The organism is Streptomyces sp. NPDC013317, assembly GCF_055563155.1.
In genome coordinates, this window is the sequence record NZ_JBVHDX010000001.1 from 905181 (window position 1) to 931602 (window position 26422).

Annotated in this window: 22 protein-coding genes and 1 pseudogene; 11 read left to right on the forward strand and 12 right to left on the reverse strand. The window is 72.0% G+C overall.

What is annotated here, in order from left to right:
• Positions 1–95: 95 nt before the first annotated feature.
• Together ACZ3IJ_RS03835 and ACZ3IJ_RS03840 are read right to left on the reverse strand one after the other, a co-directional pair.
• Complete coding sequence (locus tag ACZ3IJ_RS03835; protein WP_467466056.1) at positions 96–752, reverse strand: response regulator; 657 nt, start codon at positions 750–752, stop codon at positions 96–98.
• A complete protein-coding gene (locus ACZ3IJ_RS03840; protein WP_467466057.1) occupies positions 749–1948 on the reverse strand; it encodes a sensor histidine kinase in 1200 nt (399 codons plus the stop codon). Before ACZ3IJ_RS03840 ends, ACZ3IJ_RS03835 begins: the two co-directional genes overlap by 4 nt.
• A gap of 136 nt (positions 1949–2084) precedes the next feature.
• Between ACZ3IJ_RS03840 and ACZ3IJ_RS03845 the strand changes: the two genes are divergently transcribed.
• The 3 genes and pseudogenes from ACZ3IJ_RS03845 (at position 2085) to ACZ3IJ_RS03855 (ending at position 4446) form a co-directional block, all read left to right on the forward strand.
• On the forward strand, positions 2085–2744 hold the full coding sequence (locus ACZ3IJ_RS03845) for a response regulator (RefSeq protein WP_467466058.1): 660 nt from the start codon (positions 2085–2087) through the stop codon (positions 2742–2744).
• A 298-nt stretch (positions 2745–3042) separates the two neighbouring features.
• The gene (locus tag ACZ3IJ_RS03850; protein WP_467466059.1) at positions 3043–3684 is read left to right on the forward strand and encodes a hypothetical protein; all 642 of its coding nucleotides are present in this window, start codon (positions 3043–3045) and stop codon (positions 3682–3684) included.
• Positions 3685–3775: 91 nt separating this feature from the next.
• A pseudogene (locus ACZ3IJ_RS03855) lies at positions 3776–4446 on the forward strand (IS5 family transposase).
• Between the two features lie 41 nt (positions 4447–4487).
• On the opposite strand, the gene ACZ3IJ_RS03860 reads toward ACZ3IJ_RS03855, so the two are convergent.
• Positions 4488–5069 (reverse strand): VanZ family protein, encoded by a 582-nt coding sequence (locus ACZ3IJ_RS03860; protein WP_467466060.1) that lies wholly within the window; start codon positions 5067–5069, stop codon positions 4488–4490.
• A 113-nt stretch (positions 5070–5182) separates the two neighbouring features.
• Here ACZ3IJ_RS03860 and ACZ3IJ_RS03865 point away from each other — a divergent pair, with 113 nt between their 5' ends.
• Complete coding sequence (locus ACZ3IJ_RS03865) at positions 5183–5872, forward strand: DUF4230 domain-containing protein (RefSeq protein ID WP_467466061.1); 690 nt, start codon at positions 5183–5185, stop codon at positions 5870–5872.
• Positions 5873–5906: 34 nt separating this feature from the next.
• Here the strand turns inward: ACZ3IJ_RS03865 and ACZ3IJ_RS03870 are convergent, their stop codons facing one another.
• From ACZ3IJ_RS03870 to ACZ3IJ_RS03885, 4 genes are all read right to left on the reverse strand, one after another.
• Positions 5907–6260 carry a UBP-type zinc finger domain-containing protein gene (locus tag ACZ3IJ_RS03870; RefSeq protein ID WP_467466062.1) on the reverse strand — a complete coding sequence of 118 codons (354 nt, stop codon included), beginning with the start codon at positions 6258–6260 and terminating at the stop codon, positions 5907–5909.
• The gene (locus ACZ3IJ_RS03875; protein WP_467466063.1) at positions 6257–7708 is read right to left on the reverse strand and encodes an ATP-binding protein; all 1452 of its coding nucleotides are present in this window, start codon (positions 7706–7708) and stop codon (positions 6257–6259) included. Before ACZ3IJ_RS03875 ends, ACZ3IJ_RS03870 begins: the two co-directional genes overlap by 4 nt.
• Entirely contained in the window at positions 7705–9381 is a 1677-nt protein-coding gene (locus ACZ3IJ_RS03880; RefSeq protein ID WP_467466064.1) for an NAD(P)/FAD-dependent oxidoreductase, read from the reverse strand. The genes ACZ3IJ_RS03875 and ACZ3IJ_RS03880 overlap by 4 nt, the downstream gene beginning before the upstream one ends.
• A gap of 334 nt (positions 9382–9715) precedes the next feature.
• Positions 9716–13090 (reverse strand): pyruvate carboxylase, encoded by a 3375-nt coding sequence (locus tag ACZ3IJ_RS03885; RefSeq protein WP_467466065.1) that lies wholly within the window; start codon positions 13088–13090, stop codon positions 9716–9718.
• Between the two features lie 314 nt (positions 13091–13404).
• Between ACZ3IJ_RS03885 and ACZ3IJ_RS03890 the strand changes: the two genes are divergently transcribed.
• From ACZ3IJ_RS03890 to ACZ3IJ_RS03900, 3 genes are all read left to right on the forward strand, one after another.
• On the forward strand, positions 13405–14619 hold the full coding sequence (locus ACZ3IJ_RS03890) for a 4-hydroxybenzoate 3-monooxygenase (RefSeq protein ID WP_467466066.1): 1215 nt from the start codon (positions 13405–13407) through the stop codon (positions 14617–14619).
• A gap of 122 nt (positions 14620–14741) precedes the next feature.
• Positions 14742–16562, forward strand: a complete 1821-nt coding sequence (locus ACZ3IJ_RS03895; protein WP_467466067.1) for a methyltransferase — start codon at positions 14742–14744, stop codon at positions 16560–16562.
• Between the two features lie 201 nt (positions 16563–16763).
• Complete coding sequence (locus ACZ3IJ_RS03900; RefSeq protein WP_467466271.1) at positions 16764–18011, forward strand: geranylgeranyl reductase family protein; 1248 nt, start codon at positions 16764–16766, stop codon at positions 18009–18011.
• 18 nt (positions 18012–18029) lie between these two features.
• Here ACZ3IJ_RS03900 and ACZ3IJ_RS03905 read toward each other — a convergent pair whose 3' ends face one another.
• The gene (locus ACZ3IJ_RS03905) at positions 18030–19262 is read right to left on the reverse strand and encodes an AI-2E family transporter (protein WP_467466272.1); all 1233 of its coding nucleotides are present in this window, start codon (positions 19260–19262) and stop codon (positions 18030–18032) included.
• A 287-nt stretch (positions 19263–19549) separates the two neighbouring features.
• Between ACZ3IJ_RS03905 and ACZ3IJ_RS03910 the strand changes: the two genes are divergently transcribed.
• The 3 genes from ACZ3IJ_RS03910 to ACZ3IJ_RS03920 are packed head-to-tail and all read left to right on the forward strand — an operon-like array spanning position 19550 to position 21954.
• Positions 19550–19705 carry a hypothetical protein gene (locus ACZ3IJ_RS03910; RefSeq protein ID WP_391796139.1) on the forward strand — a complete coding sequence of 52 codons (156 nt, stop codon included), beginning with the start codon at positions 19550–19552 and terminating at the stop codon, positions 19703–19705.
• A 50-nt stretch (positions 19706–19755) separates the two neighbouring features.
• Positions 19756–20940, forward strand: a complete 1185-nt coding sequence (locus tag ACZ3IJ_RS03915) for an alcohol dehydrogenase catalytic domain-containing protein (protein ID WP_467466068.1) — start codon at positions 19756–19758, stop codon at positions 20938–20940.
• 48 nt (positions 20941–20988) lie between these two features.
• Complete coding sequence (locus ACZ3IJ_RS03920; RefSeq protein WP_467466069.1) at positions 20989–21954, forward strand: LLM class F420-dependent oxidoreductase; 966 nt, start codon at positions 20989–20991, stop codon at positions 21952–21954.
• An 88-nt stretch (positions 21955–22042) separates the two neighbouring features.
• Here the strand turns inward: ACZ3IJ_RS03920 and ACZ3IJ_RS03925 are convergent, their stop codons facing one another.
• A complete protein-coding gene (locus ACZ3IJ_RS03925) occupies positions 22043–22942 on the reverse strand; it encodes a TauD/TfdA dioxygenase family protein (protein WP_467466070.1) in 900 nt (299 codons plus the stop codon).
• Between the two features lie 40 nt (positions 22943–22982).
• On the opposite strand from ACZ3IJ_RS03925, the gene ACZ3IJ_RS03930 reads away from it, so the two are divergent.
• Complete coding sequence (locus tag ACZ3IJ_RS03930) at positions 22983–23123, forward strand: hypothetical protein (protein WP_467466071.1); 141 nt, start codon at positions 22983–22985, stop codon at positions 23121–23123.
• Between the two features lie 31 nt (positions 23124–23154).
• Here the strand turns inward: ACZ3IJ_RS03930 and ACZ3IJ_RS03935 are convergent, their stop codons facing one another.
• From ACZ3IJ_RS03935 to ACZ3IJ_RS03945, 3 genes are all read right to left on the reverse strand, one after another.
• Complete coding sequence (locus tag ACZ3IJ_RS03935) at positions 23155–24531, reverse strand: LLM class flavin-dependent oxidoreductase (RefSeq protein ID WP_467466072.1); 1377 nt, start codon at positions 24529–24531, stop codon at positions 23155–23157.
• Positions 24532–24605: 74 nt separating this feature from the next.
• Positions 24606–25562 carry an ABC transporter permease gene (locus tag ACZ3IJ_RS03940; RefSeq protein WP_467466073.1) on the reverse strand — a complete coding sequence of 319 codons (957 nt, stop codon included), beginning with the start codon at positions 25560–25562 and terminating at the stop codon, positions 24606–24608.
• Positions 25559–26419 carry an ABC transporter ATP-binding protein gene (locus ACZ3IJ_RS03945; protein ID WP_467466074.1) on the reverse strand — a complete coding sequence of 287 codons (861 nt, stop codon included), beginning with the start codon at positions 26417–26419 and terminating at the stop codon, positions 25559–25561. The genes ACZ3IJ_RS03940 and ACZ3IJ_RS03945 overlap by 4 nt, the downstream gene beginning before the upstream one ends.
• Positions 26420–26422: the final 3 nt, after the last annotated feature.

Below are 26422 nucleotides of genomic sequence, written 5' to 3' on the forward strand. Positions count from 1 at the left end.
TCCTCCATCGTCCCGGCGATTTCCGGCCCACCAAGGTGCCTATGGTCGGGCTTCGGACTGACGAAAGTAGGGGGTCCACCGGCCGCGCCGCCGAGTCAGTCCGTGTCCAGCCCCGCGCGGTACGCCACGCGCGCGGCCTGGACACGGCTCTCCGCGCCCAGTTTGGCCAGCACGGCGCTCACGTACCCCTTGACCGTCCCCTCCGTGGTGTCGAGCTCGGCCGCGATGCCGCTGTTCGTGAGCCCCCGCGAGAGCAGCCGGAGCACGTCGAGCTCGCGACCCGTGAGGGAGTCGAGCCGGTCCCGCTCCTCGGGAGCGAGCGCGGCGGAGCTCCGCGCGAGACCGTCCACCAGACGCCTGGCCACCGGGGGGCCGAGGGCGGCCCTGCCGCCGTGGACGTCGCGGATCGCGCGCAGTAGCTCCTCCGGCGGGGTGTCCTTCAGCAGGAAGCCCGAGGCCCCGGCACGCAGCGCGGTCCGTACCTGCTCGTCGTCGTGGAACGAGGTGAGCATCAGCACCCTCGGCGGCTCCGGCAGCGTCAGCAGCCGGGGGAGCGCCGCGAGCCCGTCGACGCCGGGCATACGGATGTCGAGGAGCACCAGGTCAGGGCGGGTCTCCTCGGCCCGGGCGAGGGCCTCGTCCCCGTCCGCCGCCTGACCGCACACCTCGATGTCACCGCTGGCCTCGATGATCCACAACAGTCCGCGCCGGGTGATCTCGTTGTCGTCGGCGACCAGGACACGGACGCTCATGGTGCTCCTCGTGGGGGTGCTCCCCGGCGGTGGGGGATGAAGGCCGAGAGCAGGAAACCGCCGTCCTGAGGCCCCGCGGTCAGTGTCCCGCCGAGCAGCGCGACGCGCTCGGTCAGGCCGACGACGCCATGACCGCCGCTGGGCAGATCGGGCGACAGGGGACGCGTGGCGGCGGTGTTGGCGACAGCGAGGTGCACACCGTCCGCGCGGCAGGCGACGTCCACCCGCACCGCCGCCCCGGGAGCGTGTTTCGCGGCGTTGGTCAGGGCCTCCCGCACGATCCGGTGCAGGGCCCGCTGCACCGGGAGCGGCAGGATCTCCGGATGGCCGTTCACCCGCAGCTCCACCTCCTGCCCGCGCACGCGGGCGTGCGTGACGAGGTCGGACAGCTCCTCCGCGTCCGGCCCGGACGGCGCCGCGGCCCGAACGGCCGCCGGTCTCCCGGACGGCTCCCCGGCCGCGACACGAGCGGGAGCGAGCACGCCGAGGATCTCGCGGAGCTCCTCCAGCGCCTGCCGGCCGTCGGACCGGATCAACTCCGCCGTACGGGCCGCCTCCGGCACCCCCGAGGCAGGACCCGACTCCAGGGCACCCGCGGCCAGCACCATGTTGCTCACCCGGTGGCCGACCACGTCGTGCATCTCCCGGGCGATCTCGGCCCGTTCCTCCGCCCGCGCCCGCTCTTCCATGAGCCGGTTCTCACGCTCGAGGTCGGCCACCCGGGCCTGCACGGCCGCCGTCAGATCACGGCGCACACCGACCGCGTAACCGACGGCCAACGGGCCGACGATCGCGGCGAGCGAGTACGCGGCCTCCCGGATCCCGGCGTCCGGCAACCCTCCGCGCAGCCCCGCGAGCCCGGCGACGAACCCGGCCACGCCGTACGCGCAGAGCACCTTCAGCCGCCGGTCCAGACTGCCGACGGTGTACATCGCGACGGCCAGCGCCACCGGGGTGAAGGACACCACGTGCATGACCGTCACGAACACGGCCACGAGATGGGGCCGGCGTCTGCGCCACCACAGGCTGAGGCCGACCGCCGCCGAACAGGCCGCGATCACCGGGGTCGGCAGGCCCGTCAGCAGACCGCTGGACGGCTTCACCCAGGAATCGGCGATGCCGAGCGCGACGACCACCAGGGTGACCAGGGCGTCGACGCGCCGCGCAGACCAGCGGGAGAGCGGCGTAGCGACCATGCCGCCACGCTAGTCAGCGAGGGTGCCCCGGGCGCGGCGAGCCGCCGCGGCCCTCACCCGTACGGGCCGTCCCGATCGCCCGCCCCGTCGCCCGCCTGCGCGATCCGGGCGAGGATGGCGGCATGAGGCGCTGCCCATGATCACGGTCCTTGTCGCGGACGACGACACCGCCGTGCGCGACGGGCTGCGGGCGATCATCGACTCCGCACCGGACCTGCGCGTGGTCGCGGAGGCGTGGGACGGCCACTCCGCGGTCGACCTGGCGCGCCGTCTGCTCCCGGACATCGTGGCGATGGACGTGCAGATGCCCGGCATGGACGGGATCGCCGCGACCCGGCGGCTCGGCGAACTGCCCAGCCCGCCCGCCGTGCTCATCCTCACGACCTTCGGCCGCGACGAGTACGTCGAGCAGGCCCTCGCGGCCGGCGCGGTCGGCTTCCTCGTCAAGGACACGCCGCCGGCGGAACTGCTCGGCGCCCTGCGCGGCGTCGCCGAGGGGCACGCGGTGTTCGGCTCCTCGGTCACCGGTCATGTCATCGACCTCACCACGAGGCACGGGGACCGCACGGCCGCCGAGGGCGACCCGCGCGTCGCCTCGCTGACCGCCCGCCAGACCGACGTGCTGCGGCTGCTCGGACGGGGACTCTCCAACGCCGGCATCGCGGCGGAACTGGGCATGACCGAAGGCACGGTCAAGGCGCACGTCACCCAGCTCCTGGCCCGGCTGGAGGTCTCCAACCGGGTCGAGGCCGCCCGGATCGCGTACCGCTCCGGCCTCTCCACCGACGACGCCTAGGGCGTGTTGCGAAAGTAGCGCCGTCCGCCCGAAGGGCGGGCCCCGCGGCGTCTGGTGCGTGCGATCGCAAGGCGGAGGGTCGTCCTCGTACCGGGTGTACTCGGACGATCCCGACAACGCAGCGAGCGTGCGTGCCAGGCGTCGCGGGGCAGGCGGGACTTTCGCAACACGCCCTAGGGCCTGTCCGGCCGATCATGTGGCTGGTCCTGTACCGGTTTGATCCGGGAGGTCGGGAGGGACACAAGGAAGCGCCGGGCCGGAGGATTCTTGGCGCGCTGACCCTGGTAAACAGTGACCGGTGGGTATCCAAGAGCGTGAACGCAAGATGTACCGGCCGCTGCGGCGGGCCGGCCTCGAGGTGATCCCGGACGCCGTGCCGGACGGCACGATGCCGTTCGTCTCCGGATACCGCCCCGAGGACATCGTCGGCGGCTTCTCCCACCCGTACAAAACCCCACGGCTCGTCCAGCGTCTCAACGAGGACTGGTACGACCTGGCGGTCTCCTCGGGCCTTCTCGACCACCAGCGCGAGTTCCTCGTCCTGCTTCCCCACGGCACCCACACGCACCATGCCCTCCTGCCGAAGGAGCACTTGCACTATGGCCGCCATACCCCATCGCCGGTCTGGACCCGGGTCCGGCTCCTCGACCGCTGGGACATCATGGGCCGGGGTGCGGCATCGGCGTTCCTCGGCATACGTGCGGGCCACCCGGGTTTCAGCATGATGGCGCTCGACAGCAGCGTGTACATCAGCTGCTCGACAGGCGAGATCGGCGTCGACGTGAGGGCGGTAGCCCACCCGGCCCACTCTGAGAACATCCTGCAAGACCTGGAGTGGTACGCACATTGGGACTATCCCCGCACCGACAAGGAGTTGCAGAAGCGGATCGCTGCCTGGCTCGCGGGCCGCGGATCGGGGACCGCCAGCCGTTCCAAGTGATGATCACGCGGGCCCCGGCGGCGAGGCCGGCGAGCTCGTCGCCGTCCAGCTGATCATGTGACTACTCCGTGCCCGAGTCGTTCCTCTGGGCATGGGGCGGGGTGATCTGAGCGATGCCGAGTGGGAACAGCTGCGGCCGTTCCTGCCCGTGAGCAACGGGTGTTGTGGCAGATGGCCGCCGGCTCCGGCCTCAAAGGGGGCCGCAGCAGTAGAACACCAGGGCGAGACGCGGTGGCAGAGCCTCGTCGCCCACCTGGCGGAGGTGGTGCATTAGGTGAGGGCCCGGGCCGCTCGCGGGGCCGGTTCACGACCAAGATCCATCTGAGTGCGGACGGCCGCTGCCGCCCGCTGTCCCTGATCGTCACACCGGGACAGCGGGCGGACTGCACGCAGTTCGAGCCGGTGTTGGAGAAGATCAGTGTCCCGAGGATCGGGCCGGGCAGGCCGCGGAAGAAGCCTGACAGCCTCGCGGCGGACATGGCCTACAGCAACGGGCCGTGCCGTGAGTACCTGCGGCGCCGGGGCCTCCGGCACACCATCCCGGAGAAGATCGACAGCCAGGCCGCCCGCCTGCGCAAAGGCTCAGGCGGCGGACGGCCACCGGGCTTCGACGAGGAGCGGTACAAGAAGCGCAACACCGTCGAACGGGCCATCAACACGCTCGGGCACGCCCGGACTGTGGCCACCCGCTACGACAAGCGCGGCTACATCTTCCCCGGGACCGCTCCTGCCGCAGGCCTCGTCATCTGGCTCCGCGCATGACCGGTCGGACAAGTCCTAGGCGTGGTGCCCCCGGCGGGTTCCTAGCGGGCCGTCTGGCCGGCGCCCCGGGCCCACCACCGGCGGCGGGGGCGGGGGTGGACGGCACGGCCCATACGGCGACCGATGAGAAGGTAGCCCAGAAGCGCGCCGACCGTGTTGAGGAGCACGTCGTCGATGTCGAAGGCGCGTCCCGTGATGAGGGCGCCCTGGACCAGTTCGACCAGCAGCATCGTCCCGACCACGAGCAGGCACACGCGCAGCGAACCGCGCGTCCTGCGGGAGAGCAGCGGCAGGAGAACGCCGAACGGCACGCCGAGCGCCACGTTGCCCCCGAGCTGCTTGACGGTGTCCACGAAGCCCGGCTGCTGGAGGTAGGCGCGGATCGAACTGCCCGGCGTCAGGTTGCTGTGGGTGAGTGGCACCGACGCGGGGGACGCGTTGAGCGTGAGCCGGGCCAGGACGATCGCGAACGCGACCATCCCCGCCAGGGCCACCAGCGCCACCAGCACCCGGACCACCCGGCCGGGCCCGCTCCGCCGCGGTGCCTCCTCCGGTGGCGCCTCCCGGGCCTCGTGCTTCTCCCTCGCCGCCTTCTCGACCCGCACGGCTCTCCACGCCTTCATGTCCGTCCCCTCCTCGCAGAGCCCTTCTCGGCTGAACCCGGTTACCCGGGACACGGCCCCGCAATCCGGAGGCCGTTCGGAATGACCGCGCGTACGGAGGGCACCAGACTCCTATGCGAGAAGACACAGAGACCAGACCCTCGCGCATACCGTCGCCGCGTGGACGAGAACGTGGCACCCCACGGTGGCCCGCCGTCACCGCCGTACTCCTCGCCCTGGCCCTGGCCTTCGTCCTGCTGGGGCGGTTCCTTCAACTTCCGGGCCTGGGAGACCTGTTCGGGACCGAGAGCAACGACCGCTCGGGACCGGCCGTGCTGAAGTCGATCCAGGACATGAACCGCCACGAAGGCGCTCTTGGCACCTACCAGGTCGTGGTGGACCTCGAGAAGGACGCCCGGTTCCTGCCCGACGCGATCCGCGGCACCCGCACCCTGTACGTGGCGTACGGCAGCGTCGGTTCGTACGTCGACCTCTCCCGTCTGCGCTCCGACGCCGTCACCGTCGACGAGGAACGCACGACCGCCACCCTGCGCCTGCCCCACGCGCGGCTCGGCGACCCCGCCCTCGACCCCGAGCGGTCCTACACCGTCTCGAAGCAGCGAGGGCTCCTCGACCGGTTGGGCGACCTCTTCTCCGACAACCCCGCCGGCGAGACGGCCGTCCACCGTCTCGCCGCCCAGCACATCGGTGAGGCCGCCCGGGAGAGCGACCTCACCAGCCGGGCCGAACGCAACACCACCGCGATGCTCCAGGGGCTGCTGATCGCGCTCGGCTTCGAGAAGGTCACCGTCACGTACGGCTGACACCATGGAGGAGGCGCTTCACGTGGCTCGGTCCTCAGCGGTGGAGCATGCTCTGCCAGTCCTGGGGGACGCGGTCGGCGGGCCCGGGCGCCGACTGGTCGGCCGGGTGGCCGCCGGGAGGGGTCAGCGGGGGGCCGGACGCGAACATCTCGTTGGTGGCGTAGTTCCAGTACCACTCCTCGCCCGGCTCGAAGCTCTGCACCAGAGGATGCCCGGTGGACTTCCAGTGGGCCGTGGCGTGCTGGGCCGGTGAGGAGTCGCAGCAGGCGACGTGGCCGCACTGGGCACAGCGCCGGAGGTGGAACCACCAGCCGTCCAGGGCGTCGCAGTCCGAGCAGCCGGTGCCGCTGGGCGGGACGGTCGGGTCGATGCCGTCGATCTGGGTCATGTGGGCTCCTCCGCGGTCTCGGCGGCGGTCAGCGGCAGCAGCACCTGGAACCGGGTGTCGCCGGGTACGGACTCGACCTGGAGGCTGCCGTGGTGCTTGCTGACGACGATCCGCCAGGAGATGTCGAGTCCGAGACCGGTGCCTTCGCCGACCGGCTTGGTGGTGAAGAACGGGTCGAAGATCCGGCTGCGGATGTCCTCGGGGACACCGGGGCCGGTGTCACGGAACTCGACGAGCAGCCGGTCGCCCTCCCGGGCCGTGCGGACCGTCAGGGTGCCCTCGCCTCCGGTCGTTCCGATGGCGTGCACCGCGTTGTCGATCAGGTTCGTCCACACCTGGTTGAGCTCGGCCGGGTAGGCGGGTACGGCGGGCAGGGAGCGGTCGTACTCCTTGACCACCCGCACCCGCGGTCCGATCTTGGCGGACAGCATCAGCAGCGTGCTGTCGAGGAGTTCGTGGACGTCGACGTCGCGGTGCGGGGCGCGGTCGAGCTGCGCGTACTGCTTGGCCGCGTCCACCAGGTGGGAGATGCGGTTGGTGGAGTCGTCGATCTCGTCCATCAACAGCTCTGTCTCCACCGTGTAGTTGAGCCAGCCCACGGCCCCCGGCAGGATGTCGTCGGCCACGGTCGCCGCGACCTGCTCCAGCCAGTCCGTGTCGAGCCCGGCCTGGACGAAGGTGGGCGCGATCCGCCAGCCCTCCGGGATGCCGTGGTCCTCCAGCCAGTCCGTCAGCTCGTCCTCCCGGTCCGACGCCTCCAGGGGCGTCAGCACCGGCGCCTTGGCGACGCGCTCGGCGGTTCGCTCCTGGATCTCGATGAGCGAGGCGAGGGCCTCGCGCGAGTACGGCCCCTGGGCGATCACCGCCAGCTTGTGCCGCATCTTGCCGACCCGCTCACGCAGGGTCGCGGTGGCCCTTACGGCCGCCGCCGCCGGGTTGTTGAGCTCATGGGTCAGTCCGGCGGACAGCGAGCCGAGCGCCAGCAGGCGCTCCCGCTGGCCGATCGCCCGCTGGGTGTTCTTGGAGCCGAAGAAGAGCCCTTCCAGCAGGTGCGCCGCCATCGGGAACCACTCCTGCATGATGTCCGCGAACGACTGAGCGGGCAGCACGAAGAACCGGGTGGGCTCGGTCACCCGCATGGTGTTGTTGTACGTCTGCGGGACCCGGTCGCCGAGGTACGCCTGCATGGCCCCCGCGTACACCCCGCGCTGCGAGGTGCGGCTGACCTCCACGTCGTCGCCGCCCACCCTGCGGGAGAGCACGACCGTGCCCTCCACCATCACGTAGAAACACGTGGCCGGGGCGCCCTCGACGTACACCGGACCGGGCTCGAACAGCTCCATGCGCCCCTCGACGCACAACCGGCCGAGCTGTTCCGGAGTGAGCTTCTCGAACAGGAACAGCGAGCCGATCTCGTGCGGATCGCAGGGCGCGGCCTGATCGCTCATGACTGCTCCAGATAGCGGTGGACGAGCATCACGGCCATGGCTCCCTCGCCGACGGCGGACGCCACGCGTTTCGCCGACTGGGCGCGCGCGTCGCCCGCCACGAACACGCCGGGAACACTGGTCTCCAAGTGGTAGGGCGGCCGGTCCAGTTCCCACTCGCCCGGCGGCCGGCCGTCCGGGGTGAGGTCCGGCCCGGCCAGGATGAAGCCGTGCTCGTCGCGCAGCACCGTCCCGCCGAGCCAGTCGGTCAGCGGTGCCGCCCCGATGAAGACGAACAGCCACTGGGCGTCGACCACCTCGCTGTCGCCGCTCACCGCGTCGCGGAGGGTCAGCCGCTCCAGGTGGTCCTCGCCGTGCGCCTCCTCCACGACGGTCCGCGGCCGCACGGTGATGTTCGGCGCCTCCTCGATCTGCTGGATCAGGTAGTACGACATCGACGCCGCCAGGGACTCCCCGCGCACCAGCAGCGTCACGGACTTCGCGCCGCGCGCCAGGAACACGGCCGCCTGCCCGGCGGAGTTCGCGCCGCCGACGATGTACACGTCCTGGCCCTCGCACGAGGACGCCTCGGTGAGGGAGGAGCCGTAGTACACCCCGCGGCCGGTCAGGCCGTCGCAGCCCGGCGCCCGGAGCTGCCGGTAGGACACGCCGGTCGCCAGGATGACGCTGTGCGCGGCGACCTCGGAGCCGTCGGAGAAACGCACGACGCGCGCCGCACCGTTGGCCTCGAGGCCCGTGACCTCGCGCGCCGTGAGGATCTCGGCGCCGAAGCGGGTCGCCTGACGGCGGGCGCGATCGGTGAGCTGCGCCCCGGAGACGCCGTCCGGGAAGCCCAGGTAGTTCTCGATGCGGGAGCTCTGCCCGGCCTGTCCGCCGGTCGCCGACCGCTCGACGAGCACGGTCCGCAGCCCCTCGGACGCCCCGTACACCGCGGCGCCGAGCCCGGCCGGACCGCCGCCGATGACGACGAGGTCGTAGAACTCCGCGGCCGGCGTGGTGGCGAGCCCCACGTGGGCGGCCAGCTCCGGTGCGTCCGGCTCGATCAGGACCGATCCGTCCGGCGTGAGCACCAGCGGCAGCCGGTGTCCGTCGGTGCCGGCCGCCTCGAGCAGCCGCTGCCCCTCGGGCTCGTCGGACGCGTACCAGCGGTACGGCACCTGGTTGCGGGCCAGGAACTCGCGGACGCGCGAGGAGTGCGCCGACCAGCGGTGGCCGACCATCTTGGTCTCGGGCACCGGCCGGTAGTCGCTGGAGCGCCAGGCGGTGAGCAGGTCGTCCAGGACCGGGTAGAGCTTCTCCTCCGGCGGGTCCCAGGGCTTGAGCAGATAGTGGTCGAGATCGACGACGTTGATCGCGTCGATGGCCGCGTTGGTGTCGGCGTACGCGGTCAGGAGCACGCGGCGCGCGCCCGGGTACACGCCGAGGGCCTGTTCGAGGAACTCGATGCCGTTCATCTGCGGCATGCGGTAGTCGGCGAGGATCACGGCCACCAGGTCGCCGCGCAGCTTCAGCTCGCGCAGCGCGTCGAGTGCGGACTCGCCGGACTCGGCGCGCACGATCCGGTACCCGCCGCCGTAGCGCCGCCGCAGGTCACGGGCGATGGCGCGGGAGACACCCGGATCGTCGTCCACCGTCAGGATCACGGTTCGCGCCGCGTCGCCGGCCTGTGCCATGCCTCTCCGCCCTGCGAGCTCCGGACCGACCGGCACGCCGAGGTGCCCGCCGGCTCCCGTCCATCGTAAGTTCGATCGCCCGGCCCCGCTCTGGACCGCCCCGGCGCAGCCCGGCCCCGCTCTGGACCGCCCCGGCGCAGCCCGGCCCCGCCCGGCCCCGCTCTGCCTAGCCCGGTCCCGCCCTGCCTGCCCAGCCCGGCCCCGCCCGGCCCAGCCCGGCCCCGCTCTGCCCCGCCCCGGCCCCGCCCCGGCCCCGCGCGGCCGGTACACCCCGATCGGTGTACCGGCCGTCCGCGTTCCGGCGGTGGCGCACGGCGCGCCACCGCCCGCCCCGTCAGCCGATCTCCACGAGCAGGTCGCCGCCCTCCACCTGCTGGATCCTGCTGATGGCCAGGCGGGACACCCGCCCGCTCCTCGGCGCGGTGATCGAAGCCTCCATCTTCATCGCCTCGATGGTGGCCACCGTCGCACCGGCATCGACCTCGTCGCCCTCGGAGACGGCCAGCGTGACCACACCGGCGAACGGAGCGGCGACATGGCCGGGGTCGGACCTGTCGGCCTTCTCGGTCACCGGGAGATCGGCGGCCGCCGCGTTGTCGCGCACCTGGATCGGCCGCAGTTGGCCGTTCAGGGTGGACATGACGGTACGCATCCCGCGTTCGTCGGCCTCGCCGACGGCCTCCAGCTCGATGAGCAGCCGCACACCGGGCCCGAAGTCGACGGAGTACTCCTTGCCCGGGCGCAGCCCGTAGAAGAAGTCCTTGCTGTCGAGCACGCTGGTGTCGCCGTACGCCTGCCGGTGCGCCTCGTAGGCCTGCGTCGGACCGGGGAAGAGGAGCCGGTTCAGCGTCGCGCGCCGGTCCTTGGCGAGGCCGGTACGGTCCTCCGCGGTCAGCTCCCGCATCGGCTTGGGCCCGGCGCGGCCCTCCAGGGCCCTGCTGCGGAACGGCTCCGGCCAGCCGCCGGGAGGTGTACCCAGCTCGCCGTGGAGGAAGCCGACGACCGAGTCGGGGATGTCGAAGCGGTTCGGTTCCGCCTCGAAGTCCTCGGGCGCCACCCCGGCGCCCACGAGATGGAGCGCGAGGTCGCCCACCACCTTCGACGAGGGCGTGACCTTCACCAGTCGGCCCAGCATCCGGTCCGCCGCGGCGTACGTCGACTCGACGTCCTCGAACCGGTCCCCGAGGCCGAGCGCGACCGCCTGCGTCCGCAGGTTGGAGAGCTGTCCGCCCGGGATCTCGTGGTGGTACACGCGACCGGTCGGCGAGTCGAGACCCGCCTCGAAGGGGGCGTACACCTTGCGGACGCTCTCCCAGTACGGCTCCAGGTCGCCGACCGCCTGCAGGTCCAGGCCCGTGGGCCGGGCGGAGTGGTCGGTCGCGGCGACGATCGCCGACAGCGACGGCTGGGAGGTCGTACCGGCCATGGAGGCCACCGCGCCGTCCACCGCGTCCGCTCCGGCCTGGATCGCCGCGAGATACGTGGCGAGCTGCCCGCCCGCGGTGTCGTGGGTGTGCAGGTGCACCGGCAGGTCGAACTCCCTGCGCAGTGCCGAGACCAGCGTGGCCGCGGCGGGGGCGCGCAGCAGGCCGGCCATGTCCTTGACCGCCAGTACGTGCGCGCCCGCGGCGACGATCTTCTCGGCCAGCCGGAGGTAGTAGTCCAGCGTGTACAGCTGCTCCGCCGGGTCGGAGAGGTCGGAGGTGTAGCAGAGCGCGACCTCGGCCACCGCGGTCCCGGTCTCCCGAACGGCCTCGATGGCGGGACGCATCTGGTCGACGTCGTTGAGCGCGTCGAAGATCCGGAAGATGTCGATGCCGGTGGCCGCGGCCTCCTGCACGAAGGCGTCGGTCACCTCCGTCGGGTACGGGGTGTACCCCACGGTGTTGCGGCCCCGCAGGAGCATCTGCAGACAGATGTTCGGCACGGCCTCGCGCAGGGCGGCGAGGCGCTCCCACGGGTCCTCGGCGAGGAAGCGCAGCGCGACGTCGTAGGTGGCGCCGCCCCAGCACTCCAGGGACAGCAGCTCCGGCAGGTTGTGCGCCACCGCGGGTGCGACGGCCAGGAGGTCCTTCGTGCGGACCCGGGTGGCGAGGAGGGACTGGTGCGCGTCCCGGAAGGTCGTGTCGGTGACGCCGATGGTCGGCGACTCGCGCAGGCTCCGGGCGAAGCCCTCCGGCCCGAGCGCGAGGAGCCGCTGACGCGAGCCGGCGGCCGGCTCGCCGGCGCGCAGCGCGGGCAGCTTGGTGGCGGGGGAGATCAGCTCGGGCCGGGGACCGTGCGGCTTGTTCACGGTGACGTCGGCGAGGTAGGTGAGCAGCTTCGTACCGCGGTCGGCCGAGTGGCGCGAGGTGAGCAGGTGCGGGCGCTGCTCGATGAAGGCCGTGGTGACGTGACCCGCCTGGAAGTCCTCGTCGTCGAGCACGGCCTGCAGGAACGGGATGTTCGTGGACACGCCGCGGATCCGGAACTCGGCCACCGCGCGCCGGGCGCGGTCGACTGCGGTACGGAAGTCCCGGCCCCGGCAGGTCAGCTTGACCAGCATCGAGTCGAAGTGGGCGCTGACCTCCGTACCGGCGTGGGTGGTACCGCCGTCGAGCCGGATGCCGGAGCCTCCCGGAGAGCGGTACGCGCTGATCATGCCGGTGTCCGGGCGGAAGCCGTTCGCGGGGTCCTCGGTGGTGATCCGGCACTGCAGCGCGGCGCCGCGCAGCACGACGGACTCCTGGGCCAGGCCGAGGTCGGCGAGGGTCTCGCCGGAGGCGATGCGCAGCTGCGACTGCACGAGGTCGATGTCGGTGACCTCCTCGGTCACCGTGTGCTCGACCTGGATGCGCGGATTCATCTCGATGAAGACGTGGTTGCCCTCGCGGTCGAGGAGGAACTCCACGGTGCCGGCGTTGCGGTAGCCGATCCGGCGGGCGAACCGCACGGCGTCGTCGCAGATGCGCTGCCGCACCACCGGGTCGAGGTTCGGGGCGGGCGCGAGCTCGATCACCTTCTGGTGGCGCCGCTGCACCGAGCAGTCGCGCTCGAACAGGTGGATGACGTTGCCCTCGCCGTCTGCGAGGATCTGCACCTCGATGTGGCGCGGGTCGACGACGGCCTTCTCCAGGAAGACGGTCGCGTCGCCGAAGGCGGACTCCGCCTCGCGGGCCGCCGCCTCGATGGACTCGCGGAGCGTCGCAGGGTCCTCGACCCGCCGCATGCCCCGGCCACCGCCGCCGGCGACGGCCTTGACGAAGACCGGGAACCCGATGCCCTCGGCGGCCGCCACCAGTTCGTCCACGTCGGTGGAGGGCGCCGAGGAACCTAGGACGGGTACGCCCGCCTCCCGGGCGGCGGCCACGGCCCGCGCCTTGTTGCCGGTCAGCTCCAGGGTCTGCACGCTCGGGCCGACGAAGGTGATGCCCGCCTCCTCGCAGGCGCGCGCCAGATCCGGGTTCTCGGACAGGAATCCGTACCCCGGGTAGACGGCGTCGGCGCCGGCCTTGCGGGCCGCCCGGATGATCTCCTCCACCGAGAGGTAGGCGCGCACGGGATGTCCGGGCTCGCCGATCTCGTACGCCTCGTCCGCCTTCAGCCGGTGCAGTGAGTTGCGGTCCTCGTGGGGGAAGACGGCCACCGTACGCGCACCCAGTTCGTAGCCGGCGCGGAACGCGCGAATCGCGATCTCCCCGCGGTTGGCCACCAGTACCTTGCGGAACATCCTGATCCCTTCACCCTGCCGGTGATGAGCACAACGGATCGCCGTCACGTCCCCGCGCACGTGGTGCCCCGGGATCGGCACTCGCGCGTCGCGCCCGGCCTGTTTCGGCAACGCTAAGGGCTGCGCGGTGGCCTTCTGAAGATCCCACGACAGTGACATGGATCATCGGCATGCCGCCTTCCCCGACGGGTAAGGAGGACGTGTCCGGCGCGCGAGGAGCGGCATCGCCCGGGCAGAATCCTTTTCGCACCATGTACTGCATTCGGGTGATATCCGACCGGCCCCGCAATATTCGGTGCCTATGATCCACTGTTGTGACAGAGAGTCAGTACGCCCGGTCCGACCAGGACTCGGCCGACGTGGTCATCCTCGGAGCCGGCCCGGCCGGCCTGGTGCTGGGGAACCTCTTACTTCGCAGCGGAATCGACTGTGTCGTGCTGGAACGCGCAGGCCGTGACCACGTCCGGAACCGGGCACGGGCGGGCTTCCTCGCCCCGAACACCGTGCGGGTGCTGGAACGCCACGGCCTGGACGCGGGACTGCGCCGACGCGGACAGGAGCACAGCGTCTGCGAGTTCCGCACCGAGGACGGCCGGTTCCGCCTGGACTACCGAGGGCTCGGCCGGGGGGAGCCGCACACGGTCTATCCGCAGCACGAGCTGGTCACCGATCTGCTGGCCGAGTTCGTCGACGCCGGAGGGCGCATCCGCTTCGAGACCGAGGCGGTCGCCGTCTCCGGTTCGGACGGCCCCGCGCCCACGGTGACCGTACGGGAGGAGGACGGGCGTCCCGGACAGTGGCGGGCACGGTACGTCGCCGCCTGCGACGGCCGCCACGGGGCGGGACGGCGCTCGCTGCCTCCCGGCGCGGTCCGGCGCCACCACCGTGACCACGGGGTGTCCTGGCTGGGCCTGCTCGCCGAGGCGCCGCCGAGCCTGGACGCCGTGGGCTACGCGGTCCACCCGCGTGGCTTCGCCGGCCACATGGCCCGCTCCAGCGAGATCACCCGCTACTACCTGCAGTGCGACCGCGGGAGTCGGGCGGAGGAGTGGGGCGAGGACCGCGTCTGGGACGAGCTCGACCTGCGCATGCGCGCCACCGAGTACGGACCCCTGCTCCGCGGCCGGATCGTCCAGCGCGCCGTCGTCGACCTCGAGTCCGACGTGCTCGAACCGCTGCGCCACGGGTCGCTGTTCCTGGTGGGCGATGCCGCCGCCCTGATCAGTCCGTCCGCCGCGAAGGGTGCGAACCTCGCGGTGCTGGAGGCGGAGATCCTGGCCCGGGCCCTGACGGACGACCTCACCCACGGCGACCCGGAGGGGCTCGCCTCGTACTCGGCGCGGTGCCTGGCCCACATCTGGCGGGCCCAGGAGTTCTCACACTGGATGATCCGCCTTCTGCACGGCGATGCCCAGGGCTCTGAGACGGCCTCCCTCTTCCAGGAGCGCCTGCGCCGCTCCCGGATCGACTCGCTGCGCACCTCGCGCACCCAGCAGGACTGGTTCGCCGAGAACTACGTCGGCATCTGAACCGACCCCTTCCTTCTTCCTCTCTCTTCGTCCCGTTCCGGGCCGCCCCGGGGCTGCCGTGCGCCTGCACGGCGTGCTCCGGCGGCTCCGCCCGGGCTTCCTCCTTCACCCACGGACAGGGAATGCATCCCGAACATCCCTTCACCATGCCCGCGGACGCGGCACTCGCGATCCCGACGCCCGCGGACGCGACCCCCGCGATCCCGACGCCCGCGCGGCCCGCGCCCGCCGGAGGCGACGCGGAACGTCTCGGCGCGACAGCCGGATTCGTCCGTGAGCAGGACACGTCCGTCCTGCTGTCACGCGTGCTGCCAGGCCTCGACGGTCCCGAACTGCGCGCGCTGACGGACCGGTGCCGGTTCGCGCACGCGGCCGTACTCGTGTTCCCGCCCGACGAGCCGTCCCTGCGCGCCGACCTCGCGGCGTGCGGGCTGTCGGCCGACGCTCCGGCGCAGCCCAGCGTCGTCGTACGCGAGCGCCTCGCCGCACGCCATCGCCGCGATCCGGCCGATCTCGACGTGAGGATTCTCCGTCCCGTGGTCCGCGGTCCCGCCGAAGAACCACGGGCGGTCGAGGTGTTCGCGCTGACCGTGCCACCGGGTTCCGGACTGTCCGTCATCGCCGCCGAGGAGCGCCGCCACGACCACGAGGCGCACCTCGCCTTCGACGTCGCCCGCCCGGACCCGCTGGTGCTGCGGGGGCTGTTGGCGAGCTTCGAGCGGCACGGCGCCGCGGCCGACGGAGGCGGCTACAACCCGCACGAGGACGGCACCGTCTTCTACTTCACGGCCCCCGCCGACACGAAGACCGCCTACCGGCGCGTCGAGCTGTACGCGAGCGGAGACCACCGTGACGTGCTGGCCGAGCACCTCGCCCGGCCCCTCGCGGCTGCGGGGCGCACGCGCGGGACCGGCGAACCGCAGCCCGCCGAGAGGCTCCTGTGGCTGCTGACCGGCGCCTGGACCACCCAGGCCCTGGCGGCGTGCGCGCGGCTGGGGCTGCCCGAGGCCATGAACCGCCACACCGGGGTCGACGGTGCGCGGCTGGCCCGGGCCGTCGGGGCCCACCCGCAGAGCACGACGACCCTGCTGCGGTACCTCGCCATGCTGGGGGTGGTCTCCGAAGCACCGGACGGATACCGACTCACCGACGTCGGCGCGCTCCTGCACCCCGAGGCCCCGGGCTCGATGCGGCCGCTGGCGCTGATGTACGGCGGCCCCTTCTACCAGTCCTTCGGGCACCTGACCCACACCGTGCGCAGCGGAGAACCCGGCTTCGAGCACCTCTACGGCGAGAACCACTTCGACCACTTCGCCCGCGACCCCGAACTCGCCGCCCTCTTCGACCAGTCGATGGCGTCGAGCGCGGCCATGTTCGACCCTCTCCCCTCGCACCCGGTCCTCACCGCGGCCACCGCCGCCACCGCCTCCGGCCGCCTTCGTACCGTGGTCGACGTCGCGGGCGGCACCGGAGAGCTGCTCGGCCGCATCCTGACCGCCCACCCCACCCTGCGGGGCGTCCTCCTCGAACGCCCTCAGGTCCTCGCGGCGGCGCGGACGTACCTGGACTCCACCGGTGTCGGCGGGCGGTGCGACTACCGGGCGGGCGACTTCGCGGACGTGCCCCCGGGCGGCGACGTCTACATCCTCTCCCGTGTCCTGCACGACTGGGACGACGACCGGTGCCGCGTCATCCTGGGGCACTGCGCCGAGGCCATGCCCCGGAAGGCTGACCTGCTCATCGTCGAGCGACTGCTGCCCGACGACGCCGGCGGCGAGCCTTCGCTCGCCACCGCGTGGGACCTCCACATGAGGTGCAACACCGGAGGCCGCGAGCGCACGGCCGGCCACTACGGCCGGCTGCTCGAGGAGCACGGCCTCGAACTCACGGGCCACACCCCCCTCGCGCTGGGCGCCCACGTCCTCCACGCCCGCAGGCCCTGACGCGCCGCCGGTGTCCGGAGGAGAGCGACTCCTCCGGACACCGGCGCTGTGCGAACCGGCCGTCGGTTCGGCCGTGCCACACGTTCCGCCGGCCCCGGCCGGGGGCATAGTGGTGGGGTGATCACCAAAAGTGACGAGGCCGGCAGCGGCCGCGACGCCGGCAGCGGCCCCGAAGGCGCCGGCGACGAGGAGGCACAGGTCATCGTGGTCGGGGCGGGACCCGCGGGCTCCGCCGCCGCGGTGCACCTCGCGCGAGCCGGTGTGGACGTTCTGCTCCTGGAGAAGAGCGGGTTCCCCCGGGAGAAGGTGTGCGGCGACGGGCTGACACCGCGCAGCGTCTACCAGTTGGTACGGATGGGCATCGACATCGACGCACCGGGCTGGATGCGCAACAAGGGCATGCGCTGGGTCTGCGGAGGCCTCGAAGCCGAGCTGGACTGGCCGCGTCTGGGCGCGCTTCCCGACTTCGGACTCACTCGGAGCCGGCACGACTTCGACGACCTGCTCGCCACCCACGCGAGCGCCACCGGGGCGCGCCTTCGCACCCATGTGAAGGTGACGGGACCTCTGACCGACCGGGCAGGACACGTCGTCGGCGTCTCCGCCACGCGCGGAGCCGGCAAGGAACCGGTCCGCTACCGGGCCCCGTTGGTGGTCGCGGCCGACGGAGCCTCGGCGCGCACGGCCCTCGGTCTGGGTTTCGAGAGGGACGGCAAGCGACCCGTCGCGGCGGCCGCCCGCCGGTACTACCGCAGCGAGGCCCGTACGCACGACCCCTATCTGGAGCTCTGGGCCGACCTGCGGTGTCCCGCCACCGGACGGGACCTGCCCGGGTACGGGTGGGTGTTCCCGATGGGGGACGGTCGCATCAACGTCGGCCTCGGCGCACTGCCGCAGCAACGGCGGCGCAGACCGGTGGACCTGCGGGCGGCCCTGGAGCACTGGCTGCCCCGCCTGCCCGAGGAGTGGGGGGTGCGCGAGGAGAACGCCGACTCACCGCTCAGGAGCGCGCCACTGCCCATGGGACTGAACCGGCGACCGCAGTACGGTCGCGGCCTGCTGCTCGTCGGCGACAGCGCCGGCATGGTCAGTCCCTGGAGCGGCGAGGGCATCGCCCAGGCGATGGAGGCCGCCGAGGTGGCGGCGGACGTCATCGCCCTGGCGCTGGCACGGCCGGCCGGGCCACGCCGGGAACACGCGCTGCACCAGTACCCGGTCGAGATCCGGCGCCGATGGGCGCGCTACTACCGGCTGGGCAACGCCGTCGGTGATCTGGTCTTCTCCCGTTACGGCTTCCGGCCGGTCCTCCACCCCCGTGTGATGGCCTCGCCCCACGTGCTGCGTACCCTGGCCCGCCTGCTCACCCACGTGACCGACGAGCCCGCACAGGACACCATCGACGCCGTCCTCCACGGGCTGCTGCGCCTCGTTCCCACGCCACGACGGTAGCCCGCGTACGGGGGACGGTCACCGCTCAGCCGCCTCCGCGTCGCCTCCGGTGGGGTGGGCGCGGAGGTACCCGACGACGGTGTTGCCCACGGCGACGAGCGGTACCGCCACGACGGCCCCGCCGATCCCGGCGACGGTGCCGCCCGTGGCGACGGCCAGGACGACGGCCAGCGGATGGACCCGGACGGCGCGGCCGAGGATGAACGGCTGGAGCACGTGACCCTCGATCTGCTGCACCACGAGGACGACCATCAGAGCCATCAGCGCGGTGAAGACCCCCTCGGTGACGAGCGCGACGACGACCGCGAGGGCCCCGGAGACGACGGCACCGACGAGGGGTACGAAGGACGACAGGAAGATCACCACGCCGATGGGAACGGCCAGCGGTACGCCGAGGAAGTAGATGCCCAGGCCGATGAAGACCGCGTCGATCATGGCCACGATCATGGTGCCGCGCACGTACGCGGTCAGCGTCCGCCAGGCGCGCGGACCCGCGCCCGCGACGCCGGGGCGCGCTCCGGCGGGGACCAGCTTGAGGGTCCACCTCCAGATGCGCTTGCCGTCGTACAGCAGGAAGAGGGTGGCGAACATGGCGAGCAGCAGGCCGGTGATCACCTCCACGAGCACGGTCACGCCCTGGAGGCCCGTGGACGCGAGTTCACTCGTGCTCGTGCCGATGCTGTCGCTCAAGTTGTCGGCGATGTCGTTGATCTGTTGCTCCGTGACGTGGAGCGGGCTTTTGATCAGCCACTGTTTGAGTTCGTCGATGCCCTCCTGAACGCGGTCGGAGAGGTCGCCGAGGTTGTCCAGCACCTGCCAGACGACGAACCATCCGACGAGTCCGAGCAGCACGAACCCGCACGTCGCCGTCAGCGCCGTGGCCGGCCCCCGGGAAAGGCCGCTCCGGTGCAGCCGGGCCACCGTCGGCTGGAGCAGAGCGGTGACCAGGAGGGCCACGACGAAGGCGAGCACGACCAGGCGTACCGCCCCGATCACCCGCATGAGCACCCAGAGCGTGGCAGCGAGCACCAGGAACCGCCAGCCGGCCTCCGCGGCCACCCGCACAGGCCACGGGACCGACGCCGCCGGCCCTCGTGCCGGGGGATCGACCTCGCGCCGTTCCGGAGGAAGCGACTCCTCCCATGCCCGGTGGTCCTCCGCGTCCCGCTCGGCCTGCAGCCGTGCCCGACGCTCGCGGAGCGCCGCGGCACTCTCCTTCACACGTCCGGGCCACCGGCGCAGGCGGGGCAGTCGAGGTCGGTCCACCGAGGAGACCCTCCAAGTCGCTTCCCAATTCGGACGAGGTTCCCCCCAGGCTGGCGCGTGCGCGGCCGTCCGGCACCCCGGGCGGGCGCCGTGTGGACCGACTCGGGGTCGTCCCGGGCCCCGGACGACCCGGGGGAAACCGTCGCCCGGCACCCATACGGCGGCCGGATGGGGGTAGGCGCCGTTCGTGGGTGACGGGACATCTGCCCTGTCGCCCGCGGGCGTCGGCCGACTCGCCGGGAGTCCGGCCCCTCCAGAGACTGAGGTAAGCCATGATCCTTGTCGGAGTCATCCTGCTCATCATCGGACTCGTCGCCGGGATATCGATCCTGTGGACCATCGGGATGATCCTGGTCCTCATCGGCGCCGTCCTGTGGGTCCTCGGAGCCGTGGGACACGCGGTAGGCGGCCGGCGTCACTACTGGTAGACGCCACGACCGGTAGCACCTGTGCCCAGCAGGTTAGGAGGAGACAGGTCATGCGCGCACTGACCTGGCAGGGAACGCGGGACGTCCGCGTGGAGTCGGTGGCCGATCCCGCGATCAAGGATCCCTCGGATGTCGTCGTCAAAGTGACCTCGACCGGTATCTGCGGCTCCGACCTGCACCTGTACAACCTGCTGGGCGCCTATCTGGAGCCCGGAGACATCCTCGGGCACGAGGCGATGGGCCTGGTCGAGGCGGTCGGACCGGAGGTGTCCACGCTCTCGACCGGGGACCGGGTCGTCGTCCCGTTCAACGTGTCCTGCGGGCAGTGCTTCATGTGCGACCAGGGTCTGCACTCCCAGTGCGAGACGACCCAGGTGCGTGAGTACGACAAGGGCGCGTCGCTGTTCGGCTACACGAAGCTGTACGGACAGGTCCCGGGCGGTCAGGCCGAGTACCTGCGCGTGCCCTTCGGCGACACACTGCCGGTCAAGGTGCCGAAGGGACCGCCCGACGAGCGGTTCGTCTACCTCTCCGACGTACTGCCGACGGCCTGGCAGGCCGTCGAGTACGCCGACATCCCACCGGGCGGTTCCGTGGCGGTGCTCGGGCTCGGGCCGATCGGCCTGATGGCCGCCCGCATCGCGCTGCACCGCGGCGCCCGGCTCGTCATCGGAGTCGACCTCGTCCCCGCCCGTCTCCAGCGGGCGAGAGAGTCCGGCGTGCGCACGCTCGACCTCACCGGCCACGGCAAGCGGCTCGTCGCCGAGGTGCGGAACCTGACGGACGGACGGGGGACCGACTCGGTCATCGACGCGGTGGGCATGGAAGCCCACGGAGCGCCCCTGGCCGCGGCCGCACAACGCGTCACGGCACTGCTGCCGGACGCCCTCGCCCGTCCCCTCATGGAGCATGCCGGAGTCGACCGCCTGCCCGCTCTGCACACGGCGATCGACCTGGTGCGGCGCGGGGGCACGGTCTCCGTCTCCGGCGTCTACGGAGGGGCCGCGGACCCCATGCCCCTGCTGACCATGTTCGACAAGCAGATCCAGCTGCGCATGGGGCAGGCCAACGTCCGGGCCTGGGTGGACGAGATCCTGCCTCTGCTCGACGACAGCGATCCGCTGGGAGTGGAAGGCTTCGCCACGCACGTCCTGCCCCTCGAAGAGGCGCCGCGCGCCTACGCCATGTTCCAGGCGAAGGAAGACGGCATGATCAAGACGCTGCTCCGCCCCTGAGCGGGAGACAACGGGTTTCGAGGTGCCGAATCCGGCAAGCCGCGCCATATGGTACGCATCGGCTACACCATGATGACCGAGCAGGCAGGGCCCCGGGAGCTGGTGTCCCACGTCGTCGGGGCGGAGCGCGCGGGCTTCGACTTCTCCGTGATCTCCGACCACTCCTTCCCCTGGCTCGACTCCCAGGGGCACGCGCCGTACGCGTGGAGCGTCCTGGGAGCGGCGGCGCAGGCGACCTCGCGCATCCCGCTGATGACGTTCGTGACGTGCCCGACCTTCCGCTACCACCCCGCGGTGATCGCGCAGAAGGCCGCGACGATGCAGCTCCTCAGCGACGGCCGCTTCCGGCTCGGCCTCGGTTCCGGCGAGAACCTGAACGAACACATCGTCGGATCCGGCTGGCCGGCCGCCCACGTCCGCCTGGAGATGCTGGACGAGGCCGTCGGCATCATCCGCGACCTCTTCGACGGTGGGTACGTCACGCATCACGGCACGCACTTCGACGTCGAGAACGCCAGACTCTGGGACCTCCCCTCCACCCCGCCTCCCATCGGCATCGCCGTGTCCGGGGAGCGGTCCTGCGAGATCGCGGGCCGCCGCGCGGACGTGCTGGTCTCCACCGAGCCGAAGGGCGGCCTGATCGAGGCGTTCGCGGCGCACGGCGGCGCCGGCAAGCCGTGCGTCGGCCAGCTCCCGGTCTGCTACGACCCCGACCGCGCGTCGGCCGTCGCCCGGGCGCACGAGCAGTTCCGCTGGGCCCTCGGCGGATGGGAGGTCAATGCCGAGCTGCCGGGCCCGAAGGGCTTCGCCGCAGCCACCGCCCACACCCGCCCCGAGGACGTCGCCGAGGCCGTCCCCTGCGGCGACGACGTGGACGCCTTCGTCGAGGCGGTCCGCCCCTACGCCGAGGCCGGATTCACCGAGGTGGCCCTCGTCCAGATCGGGGGCGACCACCAGGAACCCTTCCTGGACTGGGCGGAGACCAAGCTGCTGCCCGCACTGCGGGAGCTGTGAGGGAGCCGGGGACGCCCGACCCGGGCCGGTCCCGGGTCAGGCGTCCCACCGGCTGCCGGGCAGGACGTCCGCCCGGCGGCCGGTCGGCTCAGGCCGCCGCTGGGGTGTAGTGGGCGGCGTCGTCGCCCTCGATCACCCGGCTGAGCGTTCCGTCGACACCGGCCGGGACGTCGCCCGCGACGGTCACGCGGTGCAGCAGGCGCGGCAGGTCGCCGTAGTCGTCGGGGGCGTAGTGCTGGGTGATCCGGTTGTCGAACAGGACGAGGTCGCCCGGCTGCCACGTCACGCGCACGATGTTCTCGGGTCGCGTGACGTACGACTGGAAGAGGCGCAGCAGGTCCCGGGAGTCGGAGGGGCCGAGGCCGACGATGCTCTGGGCGAAGCCGCCGATGAACAGCCCCCGTTCCCCGGTCTCGGGGTGGACCCGGACGACCGGGTGGGCGGTGCGGTACCGCCGGGAGACGAACTGCCTGCGGTGTTCGGCCGCCTTCTCGCTCTTCGGAGCGGCGTAGTCGTAGTCGTTGGTGTGCACCGCCCACAGCTTGTCGGCCAGCTCCCGCAGCGGCTGGGGCAGATCCGCATAGGCGGCGCCGGAGTTGGCGATGAGCGTGTTGCCGCCGTAGGGGGGAACCACGATGCTGCGCAGCGTGGACGCCTTCGGCGGTGTGCGGACGAACGTGACGTCGGTGTGCCAGTGGTTGGCGCGGATGCCCTCGTCGCCGTCGACGGGCAGGATCTGGGGCCGGCCGTCGACGGACGGCACGGTCGGATGCGCGGTGGTGAGCTCGCCGAAGAGCGAGGCGAAGCGGAGCTGGCCCGCCTCGTCGAGCCGCTGGTCACGGAAGACGAGCGCCTTGTGCTCCAGGAGCGCGGAGTTGATCTCGGTGACGACGGCGGGGGCGAGTTCGGCGCCGAGGTCCACGCCGTGGATCTCCGCGCCGATACGGCCTCCGATCCTGCGGACGTCGAAGCCGGTGCTGGTGGTCATGGGAGGGATCCTCTCGAAGGCGGTCAGAAGGTGTCAGAAGGTGATGGACGGTGAGTGGCTCGGCGTCTCCGGCGTCTCCGGCGTCTCCGGCGTCTCCGGCGTCCCTGGTGTCCCGGGCGTCCGGGCCGTCCCTGGCGTGCCCGGCGTCCCGGCTGTTCCGGGCGTTCCGGCGGACGGGTGACAGCTCGAGGCGAGCCGGACGCGCGGCCGTGTCATGCGGTCCGCCGCTCCGCCGTCGCCGTCGCGGCGCCAGCGGACGTCCGGTCGGCCGCCCTGCCGGCCGGGCGGGCGAGCCCGTAGTGCTCCCGCAGGGTGCGGCCGCCGTACTCGGTACGGAACAGGCCGCGGCGCTGGAGGATCGGCACGACATGGTCGACGAAGTCCTCCAGTCCGCTCGGCAGAAGAGGCGGCATGATGTTGAAGCCGTCGGCGGCGCCCTCGGTGAACCACTCCTGGAGCTCGTCGGCGATCTGTTCCGGGGTGCCGGCGAAGACACGGTGGCCGCGGCCGCCACCGAGGCGGGCGATGAGCTGGCGCACGGTCAGTCCGTCGCGGCGCGCGATGTCGGCCACGAGCGTGAAGCGGCTCTTGTTGCCGTTGATGTCCCGCTCCTCGGGCAGCTCGGGCAGCGGTCCGTCCAGGGCCACCCCCGTCAGATCGGTGCCGAGCATCCCGGACAGCTGGGCGAGTCCGTACTCGGGGATCTGCAGCTCCGTGAGCTCCTGCTCCAGCGCACGTGCCTCGGCCTCGGTCGAGCCGATGACGGGCGCGATGCCCGGAAGGACCAGCAGCTGGTCCTCGCCGCGGCCGTGGCGCGCGAGCCGGGACTTGAGGTCCTTGTAGAACGCCTGGCCGTCGGCGAGCGTCTGCTGGGCGGTGAAGACGGCCTCGGCGTACCGCGCGGCGAACTCCTTGCCGTCCTCCGACGAACCGGCCTGCACCAGCAGAGGGTGGCCCTGAGGACTACGAGGCACGTTCAGCGGCCCCTGCACGACGAAGTGCTCCCCCCGGTGATCGATCGCCCGTACCCGGTCCGTGTCCGCGTAGACGCCGCGCTCGCGGTCGAGGAGGATCGCGCCGTCCTCCCAGCTGTCCCACAGTCTGGTGGCGACCTCGACGAACTCCCGGGCCCGCTCGTAGCGGAGCCGGTGCTCCAGGTGTTCCTCCCGGCCGAAGTTGCGGGCCTCGTTCACAGTGCCGGAGGTGACGATGTTCCAGCCGGCCCGGCCGCCGCTGATGTGGTCCAGGGAGGCGAACTTGCGGGCGGTGTGGAACGGCTCGTTGAAGGTGGTGGAGACGGTGGCGATCAGTCCGACGTGCTCGGTGACCGCCGCCAGGGCCGACAGCAGGGTGAGCGGTTCGAAACCGCCGAGCGCGTTGTGCCGGGCGTTCCCCCACAGGGCGAGACCGTCGGCGAGGAAGACCGAGTCGAGCAGCCCGCGCTCGGCGGTCTGGGCGAGCTGCTGGAAGTACCGCAGATCGGTGACCCGTTCGGGCTGGGTACGGGGGTGGCGCCAAGCGGCGTCGTGGTGGCCGGCGTTCATCAGGAAGGCGTTGAGATGGAGCGTGCGGGGGCTGGTCGCGGTCATGGGTTCCTCGGATCGGGGGCGGCGGAACGAGCGGGCGTTGCGAGGAGGTGGGGGCCGGTGCGGGCCGGGACGGGTCAGGAGGCGGATACGCGCCAGGAGCTGAGCCGGCGCTCCAGGACGACCAGGAGCTGGTTGAAGGTCACGCCGATGGCGGAGATCGTGATGATTCCCGCGTACATCTGCGGGATCGCGAAGTTGTACTGCGAGGCGTTGATCAGATAGCCGAGCCCCGCCTTGGCGCCGATCATCTCGGCGGCCACCAGCACCAGGATCGACCCCGCGCCGGCGAGCCGGATGCCGGTGAACATCACGGGCACGGCGGACGGCAGGATGACCTTCTGGAAGAGCCGGGGTGCGGACAGGTCCATCGACTTCGCGAGCTTCAGCAGTGTGGGGTCGACCGTGCGCACGGCGCTGATCGTGTTGAGCAGGATCGGCCAGGTGCACGCGTACACGACGATGGAGATCTTCGAGGTCTCCCCGATGCCCAGCAGCAGGACGAAGACCGGCAGCAGGGCCAGCGCGGCGGTGTTGCGGAACACCTCGAGCAGCGGACCGAGCAGATCGGCGACGGGCCGGTACCAGCCGATCAGCAGCCCGAGGGGTACGGCGACGGCCACGGCCAGACCGAATCCGCTGAACGAACGCACCAGGCTGGCGTAGGTGTTGTCGGCGAGCCGGCCGTCGGCCGCCAGCTCCCACCAGGCGACGAGCACCTCGCTGAACGGGGGCAGGAAGGTCCGGTCGACCAGTCCCAGCCGCGGCGCGGTCTCCCACAGCAGCAGCAGGGCCACGATGGCCGCGGACCGGGTGACCCCCGTCGCCAGGAGGGACGCGGACCGCCGGAGCACCGGGCGGACCCAGGCCGCCCGGGAAGGGGCTCGGGGCGAGGGCACGGGCGCCGAGCGCGTGACGGAAGAGGCGGGGGCGGGGCTGACCTCGCCGGGGCTCGACGGGCTCGACGGAGGCGGCGCGTGCTGCGGGCGCTGCGGGGGAGCCTTCTCGGTGGTGGCGCGGGTCGTCAGGCTCATGCGGATGCCTCCTGCTTCTCCAACTGCTGGGCCCTGGCCACCTCGTCGTGCAGCAGCGACCAGATCTGGTGACGGTGGCGCGCGAACTCAGGAGCGGAACGGATGTCGTCCGTGTCGGTGCGGGAGCCGAGGACGACCGGTACGACCTGCTTGATGCGGCCCGGCCTGGACGTCATGACGGCGACGCGCTGCCCCAGGTAGACGGCTTCGTCGATGCTGTGCGTGATGAAGACGACGGTCTTTCCGGTGCGTTGCCAGATGCGGAGCAGTTCGTCCTGCAACGACTCACGGGTCTGGGCGTCCAGCGCGCCGAACGGCTCGTCCATGAGCAGCACGTCCGGGTCGTAGGCAAGGCTGCGGGCGATCGCCACCCGCTGCCGCATCCCGCCCGACAGCTCGTGCGGGTGCCGGTCCTCGAACCCGGACAGGCCGACCAGATCCAGGAACTCCCGTGCCCGCGCCGCCCGTTCGCGGCGCGGTACACCGGTCGCCTCCAGGCCGAACTCGACGTTCCCCTGCGCGGTGCGCCAGGGCAGCAGCGCGTACTGCTGGAAGACGATGCCGCGGTTCAGGCCCGGGCCGGTGACCGGTGCGCCGTCCAGCAGGATCCGTCCGCCGGTGGGTGGGGTGAGGCCGCCGAGCATGTCGAGGAGCGTCGACTTGCCGCAGCCGCTCGGGCCCACCAGGGCGACGAACTCACCCGCCGCTATCTCCAGGTCGACGCCGTCGACGGCGGTGAACTCGCTGGACCCGCGTGTCCCTCGGGTCCGCGAACCGCCCCTCGTGGTGGACTCCTTGACCGTGAAGACCCTCCGCACGTCCTCGAACACGATCTTGGGTGTGGTGGATGCCGGCATGGG